The 24,614-nt window shown below is 62.1% G+C and carries 22 protein-coding genes and 3 pseudogenes; 20 read left to right on the top strand and 5 right to left on the bottom strand.

Translation table 11 applies throughout. The features are described from left to right. Nucleotides 1–314: 314 nt before the first annotated feature. The 7 genes from P7F60_RS26945 (at nucleotide 315) to P7F60_RS26975 (ending at nucleotide 5,870) form a co-directional block, all read left to right on the top strand. The gene (locus tag P7F60_RS26945; RefSeq protein WP_277920734.1) at nucleotides 315–689 is read left to right on the top strand and encodes a transposase; all 375 of its coding nucleotides are present in this window, start codon (nucleotides 315–317) and stop codon (nucleotides 687–689) included. Beyond that, a complete protein-coding gene (gene tnpB, locus P7F60_RS26950; protein ID WP_277920735.1) occupies nucleotides 686–1,033 on the top strand; it encodes an IS66 family insertion sequence element accessory protein TnpB in 348 nt (115 codons plus the stop codon). Before P7F60_RS26945 ends, tnpB begins: the two co-directional genes overlap by 4 nt. Nucleotides 1,034–1,096: 63 nt before the next feature. Beyond that, the gene (locus tag P7F60_RS26955) at nucleotides 1,097–2,722 is read left to right on the top strand and encodes an IS66 family transposase (RefSeq protein ID WP_277920736.1); all 1,626 of its coding nucleotides are present in this window, start codon (nucleotides 1,097–1,099) and stop codon (nucleotides 2,720–2,722) included. Beyond that, nucleotides 2,722–3,018: a hypothetical protein gene (locus tag P7F60_RS26960; protein ID WP_277920737.1), complete on the top strand. Its 297-nt coding sequence runs from the start codon at nucleotides 2,722–2,724 to the stop codon at nucleotides 3,016–3,018. Before P7F60_RS26955 ends, P7F60_RS26960 begins: the two co-directional genes overlap by 1 nt. Before the next feature lie 19 nt (nucleotides 3,019–3,037). Next, nucleotides 3,038–3,481, top strand: a complete 444-nt coding sequence (locus P7F60_RS26965; RefSeq protein WP_277920738.1) for a hypothetical protein — start codon at nucleotides 3,038–3,040, stop codon at nucleotides 3,479–3,481. A gap of 3 nt (nucleotides 3,482–3,484) precedes the next feature. Beyond that, entirely contained in the window at nucleotides 3,485–4,864 is a 1,380-nt protein-coding gene (locus P7F60_RS26970; RefSeq protein ID WP_277920739.1) for a transposase, read from the top strand. 142 nt (nucleotides 4,865–5,006) lie between these two features. Beyond that, a complete protein-coding gene (locus P7F60_RS26975; protein WP_160788126.1) occupies nucleotides 5,007–5,870 on the top strand; it encodes a recombinase family protein in 864 nt (287 codons plus the stop codon). A gap of 62 nt (nucleotides 5,871–5,932) precedes the next feature. On the opposite strand, the pseudogene P7F60_RS26980 reads toward P7F60_RS26975, so the two are convergent. Continuing rightward, a pseudogene (locus tag P7F60_RS26980) lies at nucleotides 5,933–7,004 on the bottom strand (ATP-dependent helicase); the annotation flags it as partial. Nucleotides 7,005–7,210: 206 nt separating this feature from the next. On the opposite strand from P7F60_RS26980, the gene P7F60_RS26985 reads away from it, so the two are divergent. From P7F60_RS26985 to P7F60_RS26995, 3 genes are read left to right on the top strand one after another with little or no spacing between them, the layout of a single operon-like run. Then, nucleotides 7,211–7,969 (top strand): ImuA family protein, encoded by a 759-nt coding sequence (locus P7F60_RS26985; protein WP_277920741.1) that lies wholly within the window; start codon nucleotides 7,211–7,213, stop codon nucleotides 7,967–7,969. Continuing rightward, the gene (locus tag P7F60_RS26990; RefSeq protein WP_277920742.1) at nucleotides 7,887–9,401 is read left to right on the top strand and encodes a DNA polymerase Y family protein; all 1,515 of its coding nucleotides are present in this window, start codon (nucleotides 7,887–7,889) and stop codon (nucleotides 9,399–9,401) included. The genes P7F60_RS26985 and P7F60_RS26990 overlap by 83 nt, the downstream gene beginning before the upstream one ends. Further along, a complete protein-coding gene (locus P7F60_RS26995) occupies nucleotides 9,398–12,661 on the top strand; it encodes an error-prone DNA polymerase (protein ID WP_277920743.1) in 3,264 nt (1,087 codons plus the stop codon). The genes P7F60_RS26990 and P7F60_RS26995 overlap by 4 nt, the downstream gene beginning before the upstream one ends. A gap of 57 nt (nucleotides 12,662–12,718) precedes the next feature. Here the strand turns inward: P7F60_RS26995 and P7F60_RS27000 are convergent, their stop codons facing one another. From P7F60_RS27000 to P7F60_RS27010, 3 genes are all read right to left on the bottom strand, one after another. Continuing rightward, a complete protein-coding gene (locus P7F60_RS27000) occupies nucleotides 12,719–13,099 on the bottom strand; it encodes a DUF5615 family PIN-like protein (RefSeq protein ID WP_277920744.1) in 381 nt (126 codons plus the stop codon). After that, nucleotides 13,096–13,725 (bottom strand): DUF433 domain-containing protein, encoded by a 630-nt coding sequence (locus P7F60_RS27005; RefSeq protein ID WP_277920745.1) that lies wholly within the window; start codon nucleotides 13,723–13,725, stop codon nucleotides 13,096–13,098. Before P7F60_RS27005 ends, P7F60_RS27000 begins: the two co-directional genes overlap by 4 nt. Nucleotides 13,726–13,814: 89 nt before the next feature. Next, on the bottom strand, nucleotides 13,815–14,111 hold the full coding sequence (locus P7F60_RS27010) for a hypothetical protein (protein ID WP_277920746.1): 297 nt from the start codon (nucleotides 14,109–14,111) through the stop codon (nucleotides 13,815–13,817). Between the two features lie 436 nt (nucleotides 14,112–14,547). Between P7F60_RS27010 and P7F60_RS27015 the strand changes: the two genes are divergently transcribed. From P7F60_RS27015 to P7F60_RS27060, 10 genes and pseudogenes are all read left to right on the top strand, one after another. Continuing rightward, a complete protein-coding gene (locus P7F60_RS27015) occupies nucleotides 14,548–15,699 on the top strand; it encodes a phosphoadenosine phosphosulfate reductase family protein (RefSeq protein WP_277920747.1) in 1,152 nt (383 codons plus the stop codon). Nucleotides 15,700–15,743: 44 nt separating this feature from the next. After that, entirely contained in the window at nucleotides 15,744–16,274 is a 531-nt protein-coding gene (locus P7F60_RS27020; RefSeq protein WP_277920748.1) for a hypothetical protein, read from the top strand. A gap of 100 nt (nucleotides 16,275–16,374) precedes the next feature. After that, entirely contained in the window at nucleotides 16,375–18,519 is a 2,145-nt protein-coding gene (locus P7F60_RS27025; RefSeq protein WP_277920749.1) for a ParB/RepB/Spo0J family partition protein, read from the top strand. Nucleotides 18,520–18,598: 79 nt separating this feature from the next. Next, nucleotides 18,599–19,072: a hypothetical protein gene (locus P7F60_RS27030; protein WP_277920750.1), complete on the top strand. Its 474-nt coding sequence runs from the start codon at nucleotides 18,599–18,601 to the stop codon at nucleotides 19,070–19,072. Continuing rightward, nucleotides 19,072–19,484 (top strand): annotated as a pseudogene (locus tag P7F60_RS27035) (antirestriction protein). The gene P7F60_RS27030 and the pseudogene P7F60_RS27035 overlap by 1 nt, the downstream one beginning before the upstream one ends. Before the next feature lie 127 nt (nucleotides 19,485–19,611). Continuing rightward, nucleotides 19,612–20,034 (top strand): hypothetical protein, encoded by a 423-nt coding sequence (locus P7F60_RS27040; protein WP_277920751.1) that lies wholly within the window; start codon nucleotides 19,612–19,614, stop codon nucleotides 20,032–20,034. Continuing rightward, entirely contained in the window at nucleotides 20,031–20,303 is a 273-nt protein-coding gene (locus P7F60_RS27045; protein WP_277920752.1) for a hypothetical protein, read from the top strand. The genes P7F60_RS27040 and P7F60_RS27045 overlap by 4 nt, the downstream gene beginning before the upstream one ends. Before the next feature lie 67 nt (nucleotides 20,304–20,370). Beyond that, nucleotides 20,371–21,548: pseudogene (locus tag P7F60_RS27050) on the top strand (DUF932 domain-containing protein). Between the two features lie 88 nt (nucleotides 21,549–21,636). Beyond that, entirely contained in the window at nucleotides 21,637–23,304 is a 1,668-nt protein-coding gene (locus tag P7F60_RS27055; RefSeq protein WP_277920753.1) for a hypothetical protein, read from the top strand. 83 nt (nucleotides 23,305–23,387) lie between these two features. Continuing rightward, nucleotides 23,388–24,365, top strand: a complete 978-nt coding sequence (locus P7F60_RS27060) for a hypothetical protein (protein ID WP_277920754.1) — start codon at nucleotides 23,388–23,390, stop codon at nucleotides 24,363–24,365. A 29-nt stretch (nucleotides 24,366–24,394) separates the two neighbouring features. Here P7F60_RS27060 and P7F60_RS27065 read toward each other — a convergent pair whose 3' ends face one another. Next, on the bottom strand, nucleotides 24,395–24,604 hold the full coding sequence (locus P7F60_RS27065; protein WP_277920755.1) for a hypothetical protein: 210 nt from the start codon (nucleotides 24,602–24,604) through the stop codon (nucleotides 24,395–24,397). Between the last annotated feature and the right edge of the window lie 10 nt (nucleotides 24,605–24,614).

Consider the following 24,614-nt stretch of genomic DNA (forward strand, 5'->3'; position numbering starts at 1 on the left):
GATGGTGGCGGCATAATCGAGGCGGAAATCCACTTAGCGAAACGCCCGAAGCTGTTCAGACAAACCGAGCCACCTCTCCAGCGCCTCGATCGAGGAACCGTCCGGGCGCGTCTGCGATGTGATTTTCCCGATTGTCGGCAAGGATAAGCTGGCGGCGATCGTCAAGGAAAGCCAGGCGAAAGGGGCGCTTGATCGGCGTATATATAAGGTGATGCGTAACCGCCCGATTGTCACCGCCTGCCCGATAGCGGCCTGATTGGCTAAGACACGTCATTAGCGACGTCGTTAATGACGTGTCTTGGGCGAGGTAAGGAATGCGTGTGGAAATTCTCGGCAAGGAGCGGCGGCGGCGCTGGAGTGACGAGACGAAGCTGGAAGTTGTGATGTCAGTTGGTCTCGACGGGGCGACGGTGAGTGAGGTTGCCTGTCGGCACGACGTGATGCGGCAGCAAATTTACGCCTGGCGGCATGAGCTGAAGAAGAAAGGCCTGTTGCCGCCGACTGCCGATACAGTGTTTCTTCCCGTCGATATATCCGTCATGCCTGGTGCGGCGCTCGCGCGCGAGGAGGCGGAGCGTGCATCCGCAATGATCGAATTGCGGTTGAACCATGGGCGCAGCCTTCGCTTCGACAGCGGCGTGGATGGGACGGTCCTGACCCACCTCATCCGGGCGGTTGAAGCGGCATGATCGGGCCTGGGACAGGTGTTCGTGTTTATCTCGCCTGCGGTGTCACGGACATGCGAAAGGGCATTGAGGGCCTTGCTGCCTTGACGCAGGATGTGCTGCGCCAGAAGCCGACGGGAGGTGCTGTCTTTGCGTTCCGGGGGCGTCGTGGTGACCGTTTGAAACTTCTTTATTTTGATGGCCAAGGCTTCTGCCTCTATTACAAGGTCTTGCAGAAGGGGCGGTTTCCGTGGCCATCCGCCGCTGATGGGACGGCGCGGCTGACATCGGCGCAAATGGCGATGTTGTGGGAGGGCATTGACTGGCGGCGGCCGGACTGGGGCGCCCCTCCGGCCCGTGTTTGTTGATTTTATCTCACTGAATTTACATGTTTTTATGGATATTGAACCTGACCTGTGGTAGTCAGGTTCATGTCGAATGCGAGCCAAAATCTTCCCGATGATCCGGCCTTCCTGAAGGCGATGATCGCCGCGCTTGAGGCGCAAAACGCGAAGATGTCGGCGACCTTGCAGGCGCATGATCAGTTGATCCAGTCCCTGCGGCTGCGCATCGCCAGGCTGAAGAAGCATGGCTTCGGCAAATCGTCGGAAAAGATCGAACGGGAAATCCAGCAGTTGGAACTGGCGCTGGAGGACCTGATGATTGCCGCCTCGGAAAGCAGCAGCGAGCCTCTCACCGAGATCGAGGAAGCGGCGCCTGCCGCGTCTGAGGCAATCATGCCGGAAAAGACCATGCGCCGCCGTCCGCGCGTGTCGGACAAGGCCGTTCGCGAGCGCAGGGAACTCGATCCCGGCGCGCACTGCCCCGCTTGCGGTGGCGAATTGCGGCTTGTCGGTGAAGACGTCAGCGAAATCCTTGACATGATCGCCGCGCAGATGAAGGTCATCGAGATTGCCCGGCTGAAGAAGTCCTGCCGCTGCTGCGAGAAGATGGTGCAGTTGCCCGCGCCCAGCCGTCCGATACCGGGCAGCATGGCGGGTGCTGGTCTCCTGGCCTATATTCTGGTCTCGAAATTTGATGACCACCTGCCGCTCTATCGCTTGAACGAAATCTTTGCCCGCATGGGCGTTGATATCCCCGACAGCACGCTGGTGGATTGGTGTGGCCGCGCCATGCAGGTGCTCCTACCGCTGATCGAGTTGATCGAGGCGGCGATCATGAGCAGCGATCTTCTCCACGCCGACGACACGCCGATCCGGGTTCTGGATCGCTCTCTGCGCGACAAGGGGCTGGGGAAAGGGGTGAAGAAGGGCAGGCTCTGGACCTATGTCCGGGACCAACGCCCATGGGCGGGCACAGCTCCGCCCGGGGCGATCTATTATTTTGCTCCCGACTGGAAGGAAGAGCACGTTCACCGTCACCTCAGCCAAGCGAGCGGCATCCTTCAGGCCGATGGCTACAAAGGCTATGCGAAGTTATATGAGGCCGGAACGGACGGGACACGCCGCTTCCGGGAGGCTTCATGCTGGGCGCATTGGCGGCGCGACTTCCATGATATCTGGACCTCGAACAAATCCGAGATTGCCCGCGAGGCGCTCGACCGTATCGGTGCGCTTTATGACATCGAGCGCGAGGTTGCAGGCAAGTCTGCCGATATCCGTCTTGCCACGCGCCAGAAGCACAGCAAGGCAAAGGTCGAAGCATTCCGCCTCTGGGCCGAAGCGCAACTGACGCGTATTCCCGGCAAGAGTGATCTGGCGGGCGCTTTCCGGTATGGCCTGAGCAGGTGGTCCTCATTCTGCCTGTTCCTGGAAGATGGCCGTGTCGCAATCGATAACAACGCCGCCGAGCGGGCGTTGCGTCCTGTCGGCGTTGGAAGACGAAACTGGCTCTTCGCGGGTGCCGACACTGGAGCAGAGACCCTGGCGCGGGCCATGACGATTATCGAAACTGCCAAGATGAATGGCCTCGATCCGCAGGCCTATCTGGCTGACGTGCTCGACCGCATTCAGGATCACAAGATCAATCGCCTCGCCGAACTGCTCCCCTGGAACTGGAAGCCGACAGCGGCGATCATCTGCGCCGAGGCCGCCTGATGGCAACGGTCAGATTCGTCTTCACCATCGACTATGTCGCCGAAATCCTCGAAGAGGACGTCGACCTCCTCCGGGAGATCATCAGCAATGATGACAACCTGACCTATGGCAATATCATCAGCGTCGTGACCGGTGACGACGAGAGTACGTCAGCTTTGACAGACGATGGCGTTGACGAACTCAGGCAGATGCTCAGCGACGCGCGTAGGTCTGCGGAAACATGGCAAGAGTTCCTCGATTGCTTCGTCCTCGACGAAGAGATCGCCGCACGCGTCAAGACATATTCCCCGCGGTAGCAATCGGGCCGTTACGGTGATGCGCTCTTCCTGGGCCAATCATTACCGGCGCATGCTGCCCAGCCTGCTTTCGGTTCTGGAATTCCGGTCGAACAACACCATGTGGCGCCCGGTGCTTGCGGCGCTCGACTGGATTCGGAGCAAGATGGATGACGGCTGCCGGTTCGTGCCGGTGCAGGACGTTCCGATTGATGAGGTTATTCCCGCCAGGTGGCGCAGCTCCGTCATCGACGACGATGGGCGTGTTAACCGGATCGGCTTCGAGCTTTGCGTTCTCACGTTGTTGCGCGACCGCATTCGCTCCAAGGAAATCTGGGTCGTTGGCGCGGACCGTTACCGGAACCCTGACGACGATCTTCCCAAAGACTTCGAAATCCGGCGTGACGCCTACTATTCCGGCCTCAACCTGACACCAGACGCGAGGACGTTTACGTCTGCCATCTGTTCAGAGCTTGAGCGGTAACTGTTGCTCCTCAATGCCAATATCCCGGACAATGATAAGGTCCGGCTTCTGTGGCGTGGCGAAAACCGCATCTCGATCACACCGTTCAAGCCTGCACCCGAGCCGAAAGGCCTCGATGCGATCAAAGGCGAGATCGGCGGACGCTGGCCGATGACCGGGCTGCTCGACGTGCTGAAGGAGGCTGCACTCGATACCGGCTTTCTGGATGCTTTCGAAACGTCGGCGTCGAGGGTTTCTCTATCGAAAGAGACGCTGGATCGACGGCTTTTGTTGTGCCTCTATGCGCTCGGCACGAATGCCGGGATCAAGCGGGTCGCGGGCGCGACACCCGATGTGAGCTATGAGGAATTGCTGCATGTTCATCGTCGCTTCATCCATGCACCGGCACTGAGAGAGGCCTGCGCGCGGGTTGCGAACGCGACGCTGGCGATCCGCAACGCAGCCGTTTGGGGTGACGCGGGCACGGCCTGCGCGTCCGATTCTACGAAGTTCGGCGCGTGGGACCGCAATCTCATGACGGAATGGCATGCCCGCTATGGTGGGCGCGGCGTCATGATCTACTGGCACGTCGAGAAACGCGCGACCTGCGTTTATTCGCAGCTCAAGCGGTGCTCGTCTTCGGAGGTCGCTTCCATGATCGAAGGCGTTCTTCGCCATTGCACCGACATGGAAATTCAGCGCCAGTATGTCGACAGCCATGGTCAGAGCGCGGTCGGCTTCGCGTTTTGTCGCCTTCTCGGGTTCGAACTCGCGCCGCGTCTGAAAGCCATCGGTTGCCAGAAGCTGGCGATTCCGGACGCGGCGATGCGCGCGCGGCTCCCGAATCTCCTGCCGATCCTTTCCGGCGCGATCAACTGGGAGGAGATCGAGCAGCAATATGATGAGATGGTCAAATACGCCGCCGCCATGCAGACGAGAACGGCGGACCCGGAGGCGATCCTGCGCCGGTTTGCCCGCGCCGAAGTGATGCACCCGACCTACAAGGCGCTGAGCGAGCTCGGTCGCGCGGTCAAGACGATCTTCCTGTGCCGGTATCTTCGTCAGGAATCGCTCCGCCGCGAAATCCACGAGGGGCTGAATGTCGTGGAGAACTGGAACAGCGCCAACGGGTTCGTGTTCTTCGGCAAGGGCGGCGAGATCGCCACCAACCGGGTCGACGGGCAGGAGGTCTCCGCCCTTGCGCTGCATTTGCTGCAGGCGTCACTCGTCTACGTGAACACCCGCATGCTTCAGACCGTGCTGGTGGAACCGAAATGGGCGGGCCGGATGACGCCGGAGGATTATCGCGGCCTCACGCCGCTGATTTACAGTCACGTCAACCCATATGGTCGTTTCGACCTCGATCTGAATAGCCGGATCGATTTTGGGCGGCTGGCGGCATGACCGAGGCAATCCCGATCATCACATTTGGGTGCACCTTAGCGTGACGATCGAAAGTGACATATGCGACATGTCACAAAAGGGTGGATTCGCCATCAATGTGACGATACAAGAATGGAGCCACCCTAATGTGACGGATTTGCTCATGACCCGCGTCGGTTATGCCCGCGTCAGCACCACGGACCAGGACCTCGATATCCAGATCGCCCGGTTGAAGGCGGCGGGTTGCGAAATCGTTCGCTCGGAAACAGGCTCCGGCGGATCGCGAACCGGGCGCACGGAGCTTGAGACGATCATGCAGTTCCTGCGCGCCGGCGATGAGCTTGTCGTCTTGCGCCTCGACCGGCTCGGCCGCTCCACACGCGACGTTCTGAACCTAGTCCATGAGCTTGAGGAAAAGGGAGCCTCTCTTCGGATCCTTGAGCCGGAAGTCACGACGGCCGGAACCATGGGAAGGATGGTGATCACCATCCTCGGCATGGTTGCCGACATGGAACTGAAGTTCATCAAGGATCGCCAGCGTGCCGGGATCGAAGCCGCCAAGATCGAAGGCGCCTACAAAGGCCGGAAGAAAAACGTCGATGACGATGAGATCCGACGCCGCGTCGCCGCCGGAGCAAGCAAGGCGAGTGTTGCCCGCGAGCTGAAGGTCTCGAGAATGACCGTCTATCGGGCGCTCGACGTTCCGCCAAAGACCGAGCTGCCGGAGAAGCCGCCGTCCGCCGCAATAGCCCTGCATCTGATCATCGAGAACTTCAACAAACATGGCCGGGGCAGAAAGCCCGCTCGTGAGCGCATTGAGGCGATGCTGAAGCGTGATTATCAGATGCAAAAGACCGGTAACTGCGATTACACTCTGACCATCACCTATGACCGCGAGCCCGATGGCGTCAGCCTGGATGATGAAATCGAAAATCTCCAGACAGAGATGTTCAACATCGCCGAGAGCTACAGGTGCTCCATCGAGGTCGATATCCACGAAATCGGTGGTGACGAACGGTCCTGGTAGGCACGAACGTTCAACATTCGTTCTTCAACTTGGCCAAAATCGCAGCTTCGGGCCGACTGGGCCATATAGGCGGCCTGGTCGATCTCGTCCTTCACTGTGATGAGCATGGGCCGTTGCTCGGAGGCGCGGTCGGTCCAGAGATTTTTCGTATAGCGTTCCCGCGCCAGCTCGATGACACCGTTGGCCGCAGCCAGGATCGGCTGGGTCGAGCGATAATTGCGGTCGAGCGTGATGACGTCGGCGGGTCTCGGCGAGAACTCCTTCGGAAAATCGAGGATGTTGCGGATGGTCGCGGCGCGGAAGGAATAGATCGATTGCGCATCGTCGCCGACGACAGTCAGGCCGCGGCCGCCCGGCGCGAGAGACATCAGGATCGACGCCTGCAGGCGATTGGTGTCCTGGTATTCATCGACAAGGATGTGATCGAAACGGTTGCCGACGTCCTCGGCCAGCTCCGGCTCGGAAACCATCTGCGCCCAGTAGAGCAGGAGGTCATCGTAATCCAGGACGTTCTGCGCCTGTTTCGCTTCCGTGTACGCGGCAAAAAGCTGCTTCAGCTCCTCTTCCCATTCCAGCACCCAGGGATAGATAGGACGATTTCAGGATCTCCTTGATCGAAGCCTGCGAATTAACGACGCGGGAATAGATAGCGATGCAGGTGCTCTTGGTGGGGAACCGGCTCTGCTTGGCGGAAAAACCAAGGTCATGCCGGACGAGGTTCATCAGGTCGGCGCTGTCTTCCCGGTCATGGATGGTGAAGTCGACGCTGAGACCGATCTGCTCGGCATACATGCGCAGGAGCCGGGCACCAATGCCATGGAAGGTGCCGGCCCAGGCCAGTGCGTCGGTCATGATGGCGGCGTTGTCGCCGAGCACCTGCCGGCAGATGCGTTGGACGCGGCGCGCCATTTCCGAGGCCGCACGACGGGAAAAGGTCATGAGCAGAATGCGCCGCGGATCGGCGCCGTTGACGATCAGGTGCGCGACGCGGTGTGCCAGCGTGTTGGTCTTGCCGCTGCCCGCGCCGGCAATGATCAGCAGCGGGCCGCCAATCTTTCCGTCCGGCAGACCAACGCCATGTTCAACAGCTTCGCGCTGCCGATCGTTGAGTTTTTCGAGATGCGCAGCCGCCATTTGTCCCCAGCATGCCTAAGAAAAATTTCCTACCCCTCCGATCGATGGATATCTCCTTGATGAAGCTAAGGGATTCGTTTCAACGACTTAGCCGAGGGGTACTTCCGGAGCGGAGGCCCGATTGACTCAGTTGGGCAATCGGAACAAATAATGAACATATCAGCTTAAAGAACCGCTGAAAACCCTGAAGGAGTAACAATTCTGCCGTGGCAAACCATGCCCTCAACCCCGTGCTGGCGGAGCTTCGCGAGCGCATCGGCCAGCTTGAAGGCGGCTCGATGCGCGCAAGGCAAGTGCTGCCTTTCGGCGTCTCCGAGGTTGATCGGGCACTGCCGGGAGGAGGGCTCGCCTTCGGGGCGTTGCACGAGATCGCCGGCGGCGGGGGAGGGACGGTCGATGGCGCTGCTGCGGCGCTGTTCGTTGCCGGCATCGCAGCCCGATCCCGTGGAAAGGTTCTGTGGTGCATGACGCGCCCCGATCTGTTTTTCCCTGCGGTCGCCCAGGCCGGGCTCCATCCGGACCGTGTCGTGTTCTGCGAAAGCGATCGGGAAGAGGAAGCGCTGTCGGCCATGGAGGAGGGATTGTCCTTCGGCGGGCTTGCCGCCGTGGTCGGCGAGCTTGTCCGTCTGCCAATGACCGCGTCGCGGCGCCTTCAGCTCGCCGCCGAGAAGACGGGGGCCATGGGCATCGTGCTGCGGCGATGGCGACGACAGAACGAGGCATCGGACTATGGGCAGCCGACGGCCTCAACGACACGGTGGCGCATCAGCACCTTGCCGTCGGAAAGACTACCTGTTGCCGGCGTCGGGAGGGCGCGCTGGCTGGCGGAACTGATGCGCGTGAAAGCCGGCGAATGCGCCGAATTCGAAATTGGAGCCCCCGATGACAAGGGTCGTATCTGTCTTCTTCCCACAGCTCTCGACCGAGCGGATCAGACGGCGCGCTGGCGAAGCCTTGCCGGTTGACAAGCCGCTTGTCGTCATTGCCCGCCGCGGCTCGAAACGCTGGATCTCTGCCGCCGATCCCGCCGCATTGAAGCTCGGCCTGCGCATCGGCATGGCCGCCAGCAAGGCGCAGGCCATGGTTGCCGATCTCCTCATGGCCGATGCGGCTCCGGCCGAGGACGCAGCTGCGCTGGAACGGCTGGCGCTTTGGGCGCTCCGGCAATACAGCCCGGTCGTCGCCGTCGATGGCGCCGACGGCCTTGCCATCGATACCGAAGGCGCGGATCACCTGCGCGGTGGCGAAGCGCTTCTCATCTCCAGCCTCGTCAACATGCTGCGCGGTCGCGGGCTGACCGCGCGCGCCGCCGTCGCCGACACCTGGGGCGCGGCGCATGCGCTCGCCCGCCTGCTGGCGGCGGAAACGACGGTGGTGCCGGCGGGCGATGTGACGAAGGCGGTCATCGATCTGCCGATCGTTGCGCTACGCCTGCCGACGGAGACCGTCCAGGGCCTGCGTGTTCTCGGCATCGACACGGTCGGCCAGCTCTCGGCCATGCCGCGCGCGCCGCTGACGCTACGGTTTGGGCCCGAGCCCGCGCGCCGACTCGATCAGATGTTCGGTCGGATCGCCGAACCGATCGAACCTATCCGTACGCCGGAGCTTGTCGAGGTGGCGAAGAATTTCGCCGAACCCATCGGGGCGCCGGAAACGATCGCCAAATATGTCCGCCGGCTGGTCGGGCAACTGTCAGCGCGCCTTGCGGAAAATGGTCTTGGTGCACGGCGCTGCGACCTCTTCGTCTATCGCGTCGACAATACAAGGCAACATCTGCGTGCCGGTCTTGCCAAGCCGGTTCGAGATCCGGCTCGGCTGTCGAAGCTTCTCTGCGACCGCATCGAGACCATCGATCCCGGCTTCGGCATCGAGAAGCTGGTGCTGGTCGCCGTCTTCGCCGAGCCGCTGGAGGAGCGGCAGGTCGCTTCCTCGCTGATCGAGGAGGAGATCGCCGACATCACGCCGCTGGTCGACATCCTCGGCAATCGCGGCCACCGGCTGTTTCGCGTCGCGCCCGTCGCCTCCGACGTGCCGGAGCGTTCGGTTAGGAGGATCGCAGCGACCGCGCCTGACATCGGCGAGGCCTGGGCGGTGAAATGGCCGCGGCCGACGCGGCTTTTCGCAGATCCGGAGCGCATCGAGGTTATCGCCCTCCTGCCGGACCAGCCGCCGGCGGTGTTTACGTGGCGCGGCAAGCGCCGAAAGGTCGTGCGCGCCGACGGCCCGGAACGGATTTTTGGGGAGTGGTGGCGCCGGCCGCGCGAGTTCCAGGCGGTCAGGGACTACTTCGTGGTCGAGGACGAGCTTGGCGAGCGTTACTGGGTCTATCGCGCCGGCGACGGCATCGATCCGGAGACCGGCTCCCATCTGTGGTTCGTGCATGGGGTGTTCGGATGACACGCTATGCCGAGTTGCAGGTCACGACGCATTTTTCGTTCCTGCGCGGGGCATCCAGCGCCGATGAACTGTTCGCCGCAGCAGCCGCACTCGGCATCGATGCGCTCGGCGTCGTCGACCGCAACAGCCTTGCCGGTATCGTGCGCGCCTGGGAAGCGGCCAAGGCCACCGGCGTTCGGCTGGTCGTGGGATGCCGGTTCGACCTGACCGACGGTATGTCGATCCTCGTTTATCCCATGGATCGCCCGGCCTATTCGCGGCTGACGCGGCTGCTGTCGCTCGGCAAAGCCCGCGGCGGCAAGGGTAACTGCCTGATCGATTTCGCCGACGTCGCCGAACACGCCACCGGTATGATCGGCGTGCTCGTGCCGGACGAAGCCGACGAGGCCTGCGCCGTCACGCTTCGCAAGATGGCGGATCTGTTCGGTGATCGCGCCTATGTGAGCCTCTGCCTGCGCCGCCGGCCGAACGACCGGATGCGCCTGCACGGCATCGCCACCATGGCCGCCCGCGCCAGAGTGAGGACCGTCGTCACCAACGACGTGCTGTTCCATGAGCCAAGCCGCCGGCAGTTGCAGGATGTCGTGACCTGCATCCGGACGCGAACGACCATCGATGATGTCGGCTTCGACCGCGAGCGCCATGCCGACCGCTTTCTCAAGGCGCCGGAGGAGATGCACCGGCTCTTTGCCGAATACCCGGACGCTCTGGCGCGCAGCCGCGAGATCGTCGAGCGCTGTAAGTTCGACCTGAAGGAGCTGCAATACCAGTATCCGGAAGAGGCGATCGTGCCTGGGCTCGATCCGCAGCAGTCGCTGGTCAAGTTCACCTGGGAGGGAGCCACCAATCGCTATCCAGAGGGCGTGCCCGACAAGGTCCGGAAATCCCTGCGCGACGAGTTGGAGCTGATCCGGGTCATGAACTATGCGCCCTATTTTCTGACGGTGTTCTCGATCGTCCGGTTCGCCCGGTCGAAGGGGATTCTTTGCCAGGGCAGGGGCTCCGCCGCCAACTCGGCCGTCTGCTATTGTCTCGGCGTCACCTCCATCGACCCTGATACCAACGACCTGCTGTTCGAACGCTTCATTAGCCAGGAGCGGGACGAGCCGCCGGACATCGACGTCGATTTTGAGCATGAGAGGAGGGAGGAGGTCATCCAGTGGATCTACAACACCTACGGTCGCAGCAAGGCCGCGCTTTGTTCGACGGTAACGCGATACAGGGCCAAGGGGGCGCTGCGTGATGTTGGCAAGGCGCTCGGTCTGCCGGAAGACATGATCGGCCAGCTATCGTCGGGCGTCTGGGGCTGGTCGGAAGGGGTCTCGGAACGGCAGATCCGGGAGAACAATCTCAACGCGGCCGACTACCGGCTGAAGCTGACGCTGGAACTGGCGCAGCAGCTGATGGGCACGCCGCGCCATCTCGGCCAGCATCCCGGTGGCTTCGTCCTGACCAATGACCGGCTCGACGATCTCGTGCCGATCGAACCGGCGCGTATGGACGATCGCCAGGTCATCGAATGGGACAAGGACGATATACAGGCGCTGAAATTCATGAAGGTCGACGTGTTGGCATTGGGCATGCTGACCTGCATGGCCAAGGCCTTCGCCCTGATGGCCGGGCACAAGGGTGATGTCCGCGACCTCGCCTCGATCCCAGCCGAGGATCCGCGCACCTATGCCATGATCCGCAAGGCCGACACGCTCGGCACCTTCCAGATCGAAAGCCGGGCGCAGATGTCGATGCTGCCGCGCCTGAAACCCCGCACATTTTATGATCTGGTCGTGCAGGTGGCTATTGTCAGGCCCGGGCCGATCCAGGGCGACATGGTGCATCCCTATCTCCGCCGGCGCGAAGGCAAGGAGCCGGTCGTCTATCCGACAGCCGAACTGGAGGCGGTGCTCTCGAAAACCCTCGGTGTCCCGTTGTTTCAAGAGTCGGCCATGAAAGTCGCCATGGTCTGCGCCGGTTTTACCGGCGGCGAGGCGGACCAGCTCCGAAAATCCATGGCAACCTTCAAATTCTCCGGCGGCGTCTCGAAGTTCAAGGACAAGCTGATTGCCGGCATGGTCAAGAACGGATACTCGGCCGAGTTCGCCGAGAACACATTTTCGCAGTTGGAAGGGTTCGGCAGCTACGGCTTTCCCGAGAGCCACGCCGCCAGCTTTGCCCTCATTGCCTATGCGTCGAGCTGGGTCAAATGCCATCACCCGGACGCCTTTTGCGCGGCGCTCTTGAACTCGCAGCCGATGGGATTTTACGCGCCGGCGCAGATCGTGAGGGATGCCGTCCAGCATGGTGTCGAGATTCGGCCCGTCTGCGTCAACGCTTCACGCTGGGACTGCACACTCGAGCAAGTCGATGGAAGCCGTCATTGCGCGGTCCGGCTCGGGATGCGGATGGTGAAGGGGCTCTCGACCGCGGACGCCGCCCGGATCGTGGCGGCGCGCGCCGAAGACGCTTTCGCGTCTGCTGACGATCTGTGGCGGCGGTCCGGCGTGCCGACGGCCGCCCTGGTGAAGCTGGCCGAGGCCGACGCCTTCTTACCGTCGCTACAGCTCCAGCGCCGCGACGCGCTATGGGCGATCAAAGGTCTGCGTGACGAGCCGCTTGAACTTTGGGCCGCGGCCGCCGAGCGCGAAGCGCGCCAGGTCGCGGAAATGCAGGAGCCCTCGGTCGCCTTGCCCTCGATGAGGGCAGGGCACGAGGTCGTCGAAGATTACGCCCACACCGGCCTCACCCTCCGCCAGCACCCGATCGCCTTCCTCCGCAAAGACCTTCGCCAGAAGGGGATGGTGACATGCGCCGAGGCGATGGCCGAGTGCGACGGCCGCTGGCTGATGACCGGCGGTCTCGTGCTGGTGCGCCAGCGGCCGGGCTCGGCCAAGGGCGTCATGTTTCTCACCCTCGAAGACGAGACCGGCATCGTCAATGCGGTGGTCTGGCCGACGCTGTTCGAACGCCAGCGCCGTGTTCTTCTCTCGGCTTCGATGATGGCGATCAACGGAAAAATCCAGCGGGAAGGGGACGTCGTTCACCTTGTCGCGCAGCGTCTATTCGACCTGTCGGACGATCTCGGCCGGCTGGGCGAACGGGACGAACAGTTTCCCTTGCCGCATGGCCGGGGTGACGAGTTCGCGCGGGGGAATGGCGCACCGGATCCGCGCGAGCGGCCGAAGGCGGCGGCGCCCGCCAGAGACCTGTTCGTCCCCGATCTCCTGATCGACCGGCTGAAGGTGAAGAGCCGGAATTTTCACTGATAGTTTGGGGCTCTCCGGCTCAGCGAAGAGCATTTCGCTCCACCGTCCAGGCGGCGCCTATCCGATTTCGGGGAGGACGTATCGGGTAATCACGAGCGCGTCCTCCTCGACGGAAATCTCGATGATTTCGTTGATAAGCTCGTCACTGTTCGCCAGCTCGTCCAGCACGGCATCGAACATCTCGCGTTGCCGAGCCGGCAGAACCTGCGGGACGATGATGACGAGGCCCGCATGCAGCTCTTCCTTCGCATAGAGCTTTCGGAAGTCGCGGGCATTGTTCGTCACGAAGGTGAAATTGCCTTCGACGATGCGCGGCATGAGATCCCAGTCGGTCTCTCCGCTCAATCCCAGCCAGTTGACGTGAAAACACTCGTGGCCGCGGGTCTGAGCCACGGTCACGAGCGACGTGTGAAGGCATTCATCAATCAGGAGTTTCACGAATGCGAGCCTGCCGATGGCCGCGAGACGGATTTCAGAGGAACCTTCTTCGACTCCTTTAAGCGCAACCCCTGCTCGGAAAGCGTCTTGGGTCGGCCACGCGCCGGATGGGCGGCGGTCCAGATCTCTGCCAACTCGATCATACGCGCGGTGAGGGCAGGATAGCCGTCAAGCAAATCCTCAACCGCAGCGCCCTGTGCTCGCATGCCGGCGATAGCGCGGACAGGCACGCGGGTGCCTTTGAAAACGGCATCTCCACCGGCGACGCCTTTGACGCTGTGGATTGCAGCCTCAGCTTCCCGCAGCGCATCGGCGCGAACCGCCAGCTGCTGGCGCGCGCGAGCGACGTCGACGATAAGGTAATCGTCGGCCCGGACGGTCTCAGCTTTCGGATCATCGGCGATTGCATCGAAAAGACGCTTCCTGCGCTCGGCGGACAGGATCGAACCAACACCATACCACAGTTTGAGGTACAGAAGATCGTCGTCCGTCAACGCTCGACCGCCAGTCCTCGACGTTGCCGTCGAGACGATGCGCTTGTCGATGGCATTGTGCACGGTCTTCACAGCAATCCCGCTGACCGCAGCTGCTTCAGCAGGGGTATACTTTCGATACGTCGCGGCCACAATTATTCTCCTTGCGGAGAATATATAAGTGGAGTGGCCCAGAAAGTAAAGATGTTCAAGGCGGAAGCAGGTGAGGTCCTGCAAACCTATCAACCGATGGTCTCGATGACTTCGTAGTTCGCAACAAACGCACCAGGTCCATCGTTCATCAGCGCCAGGACGCTGGACTGACAAATCGGGACCGTCTCCACCTTTTCGATATTCGTCGTCTCCCATTCCATGTCGGGATCGGCGGCGATGTCGTCGCGCATCGCAAGAACGGTGCTTTTCACGTCGTCGTAATTGTCGAAGAAAATATCACGCAGCCCTGTCGGCTTCCAGCGCTCCTCGCGCGGAATACGGGCATCGGCATAGGTATAGAAAGTGAAGACGAGACCTTCAGCCAACGGTTTCTCCTGAAGCAACTTCGGCGGTACGTCCCCGCCGTCCAATGCTCAATGACCCCATGATCGGGGGGTTGGAAACCGTGTGAAACGGCCCTGAGCTTTTAGTTCGGAGAACCTGGACATAGCGTCAGGCCCCCCGACCCAAAGGTCAAGGAGGTGATGCTGTATCGGCCAGCACCAACCGTTCACAGGGGTTTCCACGCCCCAAAGCGGCACGTACCGCTTCGGGGCGGAAGATAGGACATCCCGTTGAATTTGTCCTGAAATTTCTTCGCGCGCTCCCGCGTGACGCACCACTTTCCGCATCGGGTCGATGGCGCTGGCGGCCGAGAATGGGGAGGGGATTGGCGATGGAGGAGGGAGAGGGGGGCCGGAGCGGCGGCGGCGAGTTGAGAGGCTGGAGAGAGGCTCCGGCTGCTCGCCATGGAGCCGCACCATGCGTCACAACCCGAATGTGGATCCCGCGCACCAGCGATTTGACACCCATAAGACGCGGCCGACGATATCGAGTGCCCGCGCTTTTCCGTCGATTTCCATCTTGCCGCCGATCGCGGATCTTCTTCAGCAAGGCGCGGTCGTCGCCATCGGCGTATCGGGCGGCAAGGACAGCCAGGCCGCCGCCACGGCGACCTTCGAGTATCTCGACAGGATCGGGCATTCCGGCCCGCGCCTGCTGATCCATGCCGATCTCGGCTCGGTGGAATGGGCGGATTCGCTCCCGACCTGCGAGCACCTGTCCGATCGCCTTGGCGCCGAACTCGTTGTCGTTCGCCGCAAGCAGGGTGGATTGATGGACCGCTGGGAAAGCCGATGGCGATCCAACGTCGCGCGCTACGAAAACCTCAGCACCGTGACGCTCGTCCCATGCTGGAGCACGCCAGCTATGAGGTACTGCACGTCCGAGATGAAGACCTCGAAAATCCATGCGGAACTCAAACGCCGGTTCTCCAGACTGCCGATCATCAGCGTGACCGGCGTCCGGCGCGAGGAAAGCCCGCAGCGCGCCCGCGCCGAGATCTTCGATCACAAGCCGGGCGAGCGAATATGGACCTGGCGGCCGATACTCGACTGGTCCGAGGAGGAGGTCTTTTCATCGCTCGACTTCTGGGGAATCGAACCCCATCCCGCCTATCGCCGGTTTGGTCTCACGCGCGTCTCGTGCCGCTTCTGTATCATGTCGGGGCTTCCCGATCTGGTAGCCGCGGCGGCGCAGCCCGAAGCGCACGACCTCTATCGACAGATGGTTGGTCTCGAATGCCGCAGCACGTTCGCGTTTCAAAGCAGCCGCTGGTTGGGCGATATCGCTCCTCATCTGCTTGAGCCGAGAATCCGTGATCTCTTCGCCATGGCCAAGGAAAAGGCGGATCGACGTCGTGAGGCGGAACGTCGGCTGACGAAACCGATGCTCTATGTAAAAGGCTGGCCGGTCCGGATCCTCTCCGACGGCGAGGCCGATCTTCTCGCGGAGGTGCGCTCGGAGGTCAGCACGATGCTGGGATTTCGCGCGCGATATGTCGACCGCTTCTCTATCCATGCTCGGTATGCTGAGCTGCTCGACCTTCAGTCCAGCCGGGGGAGGGCCGCATGAGCAACCCGTCTTCCTACCGCCGCCTGCTGATCCTTTCGTGCTCGATGACCAAGCGCGACGGTCCGCAATATATGCCCGCCCGTGACCGATATGACGGACCGCTCTGGCGCACGCTGCGTCATGTCGATCCCGACGAGCAGAAGGCTCGGGTTGCCTTCGTGTCGGCCGAGTACGGTTTTCGTGAAGCCAGAACCACCATCGAAAACTACGATCGACGGATGACGCCGGAGATTGCGGCCGCCATGAAGGCCGGCGGCCTCGGCGCGCGATGGCCGCCGCCAAAAAACCAGCGGCCCGTGATGCCATCGGGGGAGCATCCGGGCATGCACATCGCCTCGATGACGGAGCACGGCCGGAAACCGTTCGTCGATGTCTCCCTGGTGGGTGGCGCCCTTTATCTCGACGTCATGCAGCACTTCGTCGACCTGTTTCAGGAGGATGGCTTTGTCACCGGGAGCGCGGCGATCACGGAAATCTGCGGGCCGATCGGCATCATGCGGCGGCAGATGGCGATCTGGCTGAACAGTTGCTCGCGCGACGCCAGCGGCGACGCGGGCGCTGGCGGCAGGCGGTGAGGGCGGCGGCCGGCAAAAGAGGAAGAGGGGGGACGGGGCGTTCGTGGCGGATTGAGGTGGCTGGAGAGAGGCTCCGGCCGGTCCGCCGCGGAGAAATGACATGGCACAGGCCATTCAGAAGATCGCGCTCAACGTCGGGCGCGATATCCCCTTCAACAAGCTCGTCCTCAGCCAGCAGAACGTCCGCAAGACCAAGGCCGGCGTCTCTATCGAGGAACTTGCCGACGACATCGCTCGCCGTGGCTTGCTGACCAGCATCAACGTGCGTCCGGAACGGGACGCCGAGGGCAAGGAGACCGGCATCTACCGCATTCCTGCCGGCGGACGCCGCTATCGCGCGCTGAAGCTTCTGGTAGACCGGAAGCAACTGACGAAGACCACGGCCGTTCCCTGCATCGTCAGCGAAGGCGAAACGCTGGAGGCCGAGGACTCGCTCGCCGAAAACGTCAAGCGTGCAGACCTTCATCCGCTGGATGAGTTTCGCGCGATGATGGTTTTGCGCGAGCAGGGGCTCGACGAGGAGGAGATCGCCGCTCGCTTCCACATCTCGGTCGCGACGGTGAAGCAGCGCCTCCGGCTGGCGTCGGTGTCGCCCCGCCTGCTCGAACTCTATGGCGATGACCAGATGAAGCTCGGCCAGGTCATGGCGTTCTCGATCACCAAGGATCATGCCCGGCAGGAGCAGGTCTGGGAGACGATTTCGCGCACGCAAAGCACCGATCCCTACTATATCCGCCGGCTGCTCACCGAAACGGCGATCCGGGCGAGCGATCGCCGTGCGGTCTATGTCGGCATCGAAGCCTATGAGGCCGCCGGCGGCATTGTCATGCGGGATCTCTTCGAGCAGGACAACGGCGGATGGCTCCAGGATCCGGCGCTGCTCGAACAGCTCGTGTTGGAAAAGCTGACGGCTGATGCCGAGGCGCTGAAGACCGGCGAGGGTTGGAAGTGGGTCGACTCCGCCATCGACTTCCACTTCGGCCATGCTTCCGGCCTTCGCCGCTTTTACGGCAAGCAGCCGGAGCTCACCGAAGAAGAGCTGGCGCGTCATGATGCCCTGACGGCAGAATTCGAAAAGCTCAACGCGGAATACGAAGCTGCCGACGACTATTCCGAGGAGACGGAGGCGCACCTCGACGATCTCGACGCCCAGCTGACGGCGCTGAATGAACGCCCCTTTGTTCTCGATCCCGAGGACGTCGCTCGCGGCGGCGCCTTCATCTCGCTGGCCGGCAACGGCGAACTCAGGATCGAGCGCGGCTTCGTCCGGCCGGAAGACGAACCTGTCGTCGAGGCGCAGGATGGTGATGGCGTCGAGCAGGATGGTGACGATGGCGACAACACCGCCGCTGCCGCAGGGGGTGGTGTGACGATCAACGGTAAGCCCGTTGGTGTCGAGGAGCCGGACGAGGACGACGGCAAGATCCGGCCGCTCTCGGAACGGCTCATCGAAGACCTGACCGCTGCCCGCACGCTTGCGCTCAGGAACGCGCTTGCCAACGAGCCGATGGTAGCCTTCATCGCTATGCTGCACCTGCTCGTGCTGAACACGTTCTATCACGTCCGCACGACGTCGTGCCTGGAAATCTCGGTGCAGCATACGGTCTCGACCAAGACGCAGGGCCTTTCCGATACGGTCTGGGCGAAGGAGATCGAACAGCGCCAGGAGGCCTGGGGGCACGATCTTCCGGGTGACGCCGATGCGGTCTGGGCTTACCTGATCGCCCTCGATCAGGACAGCCGGATGGCGCTGTTTGCGCATTGCGCGTCGACGTCGCTGAACGCCACGATCCAGCAATGGAACCGCCGGACCAGGGAAAACCAGCATGCCGTGCAGCTGGCTCAGACGATCGGGTTCGGCATGGTGGGCGCGGGCTGGACGCCGACGGTCGACAACTATCTGGGCCGCGTGACCAAGGCGCACATCCTGCAGGCCGTTCGCGAAGCAAAGGGCGATCAGTCGGCCCAGCTTATCGATCACCTGAAGAAGCCGGACATGGCGCGCGAAGCGGCCCGGCTGCTCGACGGTAGCGGATGGCTCCCCGAAGTGTTGCGCTATCCCGCAGACGAAATCGCCGAGGAGGTCGGGATTGCGGAGACGAACGATGCGGTGACCGTCGACGACGAGGCCGTCGAAGCCGGCGACGTCGTGCTGCCGGCCTTCCTGACCGAGGAGCTGGATGGCGAGCAGACTTCCGCCGACGCTGATGACGATCAGGGCGGGCATCTCGAAGCCGCGGAATAAATCCTCGGACCAACAACGATCGATCCAAGGCCCGGCCGTCGCGCCGGGCCATTCTGTTTCTCGAAACTCGGAGACGAACATGTCCGTCATGACCATCTATGAACGCGCGCCGATCGGCGCGATGATCTCCTTTCGCAATTCGGTTCCGCGGCCATCCGACGAGGACGCCGATGCCCTCGCCGCCTGGAAGAAATGCAATGGTGCCGGTTGGCTCGTGCGATGCACGCCGCCTCGTTCCAGTATCATCTGGTCGACGGCAGGCGCGATTACGCTCCTACCGGGCGAGTTTCAAATGGACCTCGATGCTGCGATCGCCGCCCGCGAAGCCTTTCCACTCGATAGCGATCTCTCGTTCGAGGTTGTCCGTCGCCCTCTCGCCGGCGAAGTTCGTGTTCTTCAGGAATACGGCGCCCACAGCATCCTGCTCTACCTTGCCGCAAACATGGCCGACGCCCGTCGTTGGATCGAAGAGAGTGGTCACATCAATATCCGCCTCGAGGAGGTTTGCGTCGAGGAAATCTGCGCGGATGCTGTCGAAGGGAGGGTGGCGTGATGTTGAACGATACCTCGCGCGCGGTGATCGTCCCCGACGAAGCCCGTCAGGATTTCCTGCCGACCCTCTTCGGCCGTTCGCACCTCATCGTCGCCGAGAATGCCGTCTATGCCTGGATGGAAAGGCTTAGCCCTCTCGACTATCGTGGCGGTTCCTGGGACTTCTTCGAGCACGAGAGTAAGCCCTTTTCCTCGCACCCAGATCCAGGACACGTTTCCGGATTACCGGTGACGTCACATGCTTCCAGGGCGAGGTCTCCGCCGAGGCTGCCGGGATCATCGCCACGATGTTCGCCTTCTCGCACCTGTCATTCAAGTTTGAGACCGAACGACTCGTCGAAGGCTATGAGCGCCTCTACGCCTACTCGGCGGATCATCCCGAGGCCTCGGAGATCTTCCAGGCAGTCGACTGAGGCCCACTCGCACGGCTGCGGGTCGCGGGCGTTCCGCAGTGACCTACGCCCCACAGATCCATTCCCACTTCACCAGCCCGGTTGGCGCGATAGCGGCGACCGGGCTCTTTCGTTTCAGGAGCTTGAGATGCCCGACTACACCATTGAAACAAGCTACCGCCTGCCAGCTTACCGTCATCGCACCTACCAGGCCGACACCGCTGCGCTCGCCTGCCGGCAGGCCATCGAGGACGATGACTGGTCTGGCGAGAAGCTGAGCTACGAAGATGCCGGCGAGAATTACATTTCCGGCATATGGAGCGGGGTCGATGCCGCCTATTCCGGCCCGGCAATCCCTGTTCCCTCGCACTTTTCGGAAACGAGCGAGCGAAAGGTCAGGCACTTCGAAATCCTGCTTGGGCTGCTGAAGCTTTTCCTCGCTGATGTCCAGACCGGCCGGGCGTCATCGGACGACTGGATCGAGCGTGCCATCTCTGCCGTCGCGCGCGGCGAGGCGATCCTCGCAGGCGCTCGCGATCCCGACGATCTCGCCGAGGGAGAGCGGCTATGACGCAATACAAAGGCAAAATCGGATTCTGGCTGAGTGCCTATGACGGATTCGCTCTCGAGGCCGATAGCGATGCCGAGGCGATCGAGAAAGCCAAGGCAGCCGCGACGGTGGCCATGGAGGCATCCGATCAGCCGGAACACATCGAGATCGATCAACGGCGCGAAGGCACCATCATCTATATCGATCGCGTTACAGCGGACGGAACGGAACCCGTCATCGAAAATGGCGAGTTTGACGACGACCGCATCCACCCGGTGCCAGCGCGCTGAGCTTCATCCCTTTTCCTTCCACCGACCCGGCCCTTGCGCCGGGCTTTCACGTTTCAGGAGACGACTTATGAATACCATGATTTCCAGCCTGCCCGCTGTATCGTCCGGCTTCAAGGTCGACATCTCGCGCGGTGAGCGCATCGGCCGGGTATCGTCCGAGTGGTTCTCTCGGCCGGATGACGAGCGCTACCTCTCGCTCTCCGACCTCCATCGCGCGGTCAGCGAGCGGACGGAACGCGCCCGCGTTCGGACCGTCGAGAGCGCAGACATCCGCGTCGAGGCGACACGCGACAACGCCGAGCGCCTTTCCCTTGTCGTTCCCGGCAGCCGTGTGCCGTTAGCGCCGACCCATTGGAGCTACGGCCAGTTGTGCAGCCTTGTCGGCGCGCCGGCGAGCTTCCCGCGCCGCTTGCCGCAATCAATCTCCAGCATGGGCTGCTGAACCACAGCGCCGAACTGGTCAAGACCCTGGAAATGGACGACGGGCGCGTCGAGTTGCGGGCGGTGACCGGCCCCGAATATGGGCGCATCTGAGATAAAGAACTTGTCGCCGCCGTGATGAGCATTGCCGGCAATGGCACCGGCGACACGATCTGGAAGGTGCCCGGCGTCCTCGACTGGTCGACCATGACCCACAATCCGTTCGTCGATATCACCAAGGATACGACGACGCTCTACGCCAGCGACCGGGACGTTTTCCTGTTTCTCGTCGACGATGCGCACCCGATCGAGGCAGGCCGTCTCCCGAACGGCGAGCCGGACCTCTACTTCCGCGGATTTTATGCGTGGAATTCGGAGGTCGGGTCGAAAACGCTTGGAATCGCCAGCTTCTATCTTCGTGCCGTGTGCATGAATCGGAACCTCTGGGGCTGCGAAAATTTCGAGGAAATCACCATCCGGCACTCGAAATTCGCGGCAAAACGCTTCGCGCACGAGGCCGCTCCGGCCCTGTTGAATTTCGCGAACTCATCGCCCGCGCCGTTTATCAACGGCATCCGTGCTGCCCGCGAGAAGATCGTCGCCCGCAACGAAGAGGACCGGTCCAGCTTCCTGCGCAAGCGTGGATTCTCCAAGGCGGAAACCGGCAAAATCATCGACACGGTCCTCTCGGAGGAGGGGCGACCGCCGGAGTCCATCTTCGATTTCGTGCAGGGCATCACCGCCCTCGCGCGCGGAAAAGCGCATCAGGACACGCGCCTGGAACTAGAGGGCAAAGCGCGCAAGCTGCTCGAAAGCGCGGCCTGACCACGTTCCGCTCCCGCACACACTCCCCCCTCTATCCCATCAGCGCCCGGCCACCGTGCCGGGCGTTCGCCATTTTGGAGAACTTACAATGACCAGCTTTTCCTTTCACGCACAGGTCGCCGCGGAGGCCATTGAAAAGGTCGGCCGCCTTTTCAACGCCTCGATCGACGATATTCTCAACGAACTGCTCCAGAACGCACGGCGCGCCGGGGCCGCGAAGGTCCTGATCGACCAGATCGACGATCCACGGTTCGGGCCGGCAATTCGCATCGCCGATGACGGCGCGGGCCTAGATGACCCCCGCTCGCTCTTTTCTCTCGGAAGGAGCGAATGGTCGAAGGCTCTGTCCCAGTCAGAGGACGCCGCCGGCATTGGCTTCTTTTCCCTCGCCAATCGCGGAGCGATGATCGTCGCCGGCCAGAAAGGCACCGGCCACGCCTGGACCATCGCGGCGACACCGGATGCCTTTCACGGCAAGGAACCGGTCACGGTCGACGTCGGTCCAGATGGCCATCAGGGCTTGGCGGTGATCTTCCCGGAGAAAAAGAGTGAGCATTTTGCGAGTGCGGTCCGCCGCGCCGCTTGCTTTTTCCCTGTTCCCGTCGTCTTCAACGGCGAGGAAATGCCGTCCAATGACTTCCTCGAGAGCGCGGATCATATCGAGGAGTGGCGAGGAATTCGGATCGGCATTTTTGGCCGGGATGTCTCCCGCTACCACGATGACAACGCCAATTTCCATGGCGTGACGCTGAAGATTCCCTTGCCTGAGCTTCAGCAATCCTGGCATCGCAGCTACCTCGCGCGCATCGACGTGGTCGATTGTGCCCATCTCAAGCTCGTGCTTCCGGCCCGCAAGGATGTCGTGCGCGATGCGATGTATGTCGCCCTCCTCGAAGAGATCACGCGCCTGTTCTTTCGCCTGATCGCGGCTGGCGGTGCGCACAGCTTGAAGTTCAAGGACTACCACTTCGGCCGGACGCTTGGCATCGACCTGAAAGAGGCCGTCCCGCTCCTGCGACCATTTACGCCGTCGTGCGCGGATACGGACCGGATTGTTGTTCTCGCGCCCGAGCCGGTCGAGGCAGGGGCGCTCGTCTTCGAAGGCGAGGGTCCGCTCGAAGAGCAGACGTTTGCCCGCGCAATCGCGCGACTGGACCGGCCTCCGCAGCTATTCGAGCCGCACAGCGCGTTTGCCGGATACAGCTGGTATGACGGGCTACGTTGCATTCAGATCAGATCGTACAGGATGGAAGTTGGCGGCGCGGTCGAAGAGAAAGAGCCCTTCGATCTCTTCGGCGCAAACGCGCGGCCGGACCGCCTCGAAGTGGTTTTGGACGTTTCGGGCGCGGAAAAGACGGAGTGGGTGCTGGAGACCGACCTGATGGTCCAAGGGGTCGATCACGGTTCCTTGGACGAGGCGGAGATCCTCGTCACCAAGCAGTCGGCTATCACGCCGTCACATCTGACCACCTTCCTTGTCGACGCCCTCTATTCTCCCGCGGACGATGCGGAAGCCGGCTCCTACGAGGAGCAGGAACGATGGTTCTCCGACGAGGCGGAGGATCTGAGCATCGCCTTGCTGGAAACGGCGCACGCAGCTGACCTCAATGCGATCGTGCGTGTCGTCGAACGCGAACTGGTTTGGCGCGTGCCGCGCGAAGACGCGATCCTGATCAGGATCGAACATCGAAAGATCTCGGTCGAAGGTCTCTCCCCGCCTGTGGGTGCGCCGCCCGCGCCGCACGCGGCGACTTAGCCCTCATCAAAAAACGCACGAGCATTCCTCCCACCAACCCGGCCATCGCGCCGGGTTTGTCGTATCGACGGAAAGGCAGTCCCATGAACAATCTCGAAATCCGAATTTACACCTATCCGCCAATCCCGCTTGCCGATATCACGCCGCTCGAAAAGCTCATCCTGACCCACGTTCTCGAATGCAGCGAGACCGAAGCCGGGCTTGTCCTGTTCACCGACGTCGGCCCGATCAATCCGATCCGTGTGAAGCGGCAGGCGCTGCTAGACGCCTTTGGCGCCTCGGCGCAACACGCGGATAGCGCGCTCAATGCCTTCGTCGGCAACCGCATTCTCGCGCTATTGCCGACGTCGCCCGATGGTAATGATGTCGCTTCAGAGATCGATCTGAGCGAGTTCCCGTGGCAGTTCATCGTGCATGATATTGTCGCGCGCTCGCCGAGCCTGGCGGAGGTCACGGTGATCCAATGGATGAATCATCCTTCGCAGCGGCTGGAGAGCTATGGTGCCAGCGTGTCGCTCATCACCGGCAAGGGCATCCATCACGCGACCAGCGAGGATCTGCTGAACCGGTTCCGCTTGCAGAATCGTGCGCTCGTGCCGGCGGTCTCGCCGCCTGCGCTGCTAGACGGCGCTCCATCCGTCGCCCCTCGTTCTTTCACCGTTGGCGAGATGGAAACGGCTCTCTGCATCTGGGAGGCGATGCTCTATTTCCGCGGCCTTCACGAGGACCACCGCTCGGTTCCCGATGGCGTTATCCGCATGTCCGAATTGTGGGATGCGACCGGCTGGCTGGCGATGAGAAATCATGTCCTGGCGATCGTACCTCTTGCAGAGCAAGCATACACCGCTCTCTCGGATGCTTTGGAGGAAGGCGGATTTACCTTCGATTTCGATTTCATTCCCGCTGTCGTCGGTGCGTTGGACTGGTCCGAATACGGGCCGCATCGGGAAGGCGAACCCGAGGAGTTTCTCGAAACTGTCATGGCATCGGTTGAGGGCCGCCGACGGGACGTTGCGGCTGAAGCAGTCGCCAGCGAGAACCTCATCGCGCAAAAATCCTGATGGACGGTCTTCGCCAGTCTATGACGCGATCAGGCGCTGATCCCGGCCGGGGTCGGCGTCGCCTCGGATTCCGGCGTCTGCCCGTGGATCATCGACGCAGCTTCGGTGCCCATCTGTTCGACCTCAACCACGTCGCTGGCGGCCTTCAGGTCGATACGTCCCCAGATCGACGTTTCTTTCCGGGGGAGGCGCCGCCGATTCTTGAACTCGACGACGAATGGCTTTTTCTCAGGCTTCATGATGCTCCGG

The organism is Rhizobium sp. YJ-22 (genome assembly GCF_029601685.1).
In the GTDB taxonomy this organism is placed as follows: Bacteria; Pseudomonadota; Alphaproteobacteria; order Rhizobiales; family Rhizobiaceae; genus Metarhizobium.

What these genes read in the sequence shown, in the direction of transcription:
- P7F60_RS27025 (WP_277920749.1), top strand. Translation starts at nt 16,375, where the DNA reads ATGGCACAGGCCATTCAGAAGATCGCGCTCAACGTCGGGCGCGATATC.
- P7F60_RS27060 (WP_277920754.1), top strand. Translation starts at nt 23,388, where the DNA reads ATGAACAATCTCGAAATCCGAATTTACACCTATCCGCCAATCCCGCTT.
- P7F60_RS26990 (WP_277920742.1), top strand. Translation starts at nt 7,887, where the DNA reads ATGACAAGGGTCGTATCTGTCTTCTTCCCACAGCTCTCGACCGAGCGG.
- P7F60_RS27045 (WP_277920752.1), top strand. Translation starts at nt 20,031, where the DNA reads ATGACGCAATACAAAGGCAAAATCGGATTCTGGCTGAGTGCCTATGAC.
- P7F60_RS27015 (WP_277920747.1), top strand. Translation starts at nt 14,548, where the DNA reads ATGCGTCACAACCCGAATGTGGATCCCGCGCACCAGCGATTTGACACC.
- P7F60_RS26960 (WP_277920737.1), top strand. Translation starts at nt 2,722, where the DNA reads ATGGCAACGGTCAGATTCGTCTTCACCATCGACTATGTCGCCGAAATC.
- P7F60_RS27065 (WP_277920755.1), bottom strand. Translation starts at nt 24,604, where the DNA reads ATGAAGCCTGAGAAAAAGCCATTCGTCGTCGAGTTCAAGAATCGGCGG.
- P7F60_RS27030 (WP_277920750.1), top strand. Translation starts at nt 18,599, where the DNA reads ATGTCCGTCATGACCATCTATGAACGCGCGCCGATCGGCGCGATGATC.
- P7F60_RS27040 (WP_277920751.1), top strand. Translation starts at nt 19,612, where the DNA reads ATGCCCGACTACACCATTGAAACAAGCTACCGCCTGCCAGCTTACCGT.
- P7F60_RS26975 (WP_160788126.1), top strand. Translation starts at nt 5,007, where the DNA reads ATGACCCGCGTCGGTTATGCCCGCGTCAGCACCACGGACCAGGACCTC.
- P7F60_RS27020 (WP_277920748.1), top strand. Translation starts at nt 15,744, where the DNA reads ATGACCAAGCGCGACGGTCCGCAATATATGCCCGCCCGTGACCGATAT.
- P7F60_RS27055 (WP_277920753.1), top strand. Translation starts at nt 21,637, where the DNA reads ATGACCAGCTTTTCCTTTCACGCACAGGTCGCCGCGGAGGCCATTGAA.
- P7F60_RS26955 (WP_277920736.1), top strand. Translation starts at nt 1,097, where the DNA reads ATGTCGAATGCGAGCCAAAATCTTCCCGATGATCCGGCCTTCCTGAAG.
- tnpB (WP_277920735.1), top strand. Translation starts at nt 686, where the DNA reads ATGATCGGGCCTGGGACAGGTGTTCGTGTTTATCTCGCCTGCGGTGTC.
- P7F60_RS26945 (WP_277920734.1), top strand. Translation starts at nt 315, where the DNA reads ATGCGTGTGGAAATTCTCGGCAAGGAGCGGCGGCGGCGCTGGAGTGAC.
- P7F60_RS26995 (WP_277920743.1), top strand. Translation starts at nt 9,398, where the DNA reads ATGACACGCTATGCCGAGTTGCAGGTCACGACGCATTTTTCGTTCCTG.
- P7F60_RS26965 (WP_277920738.1), top strand. Translation starts at nt 3,038, where the DNA reads ATGCGCTCTTCCTGGGCCAATCATTACCGGCGCATGCTGCCCAGCCTG.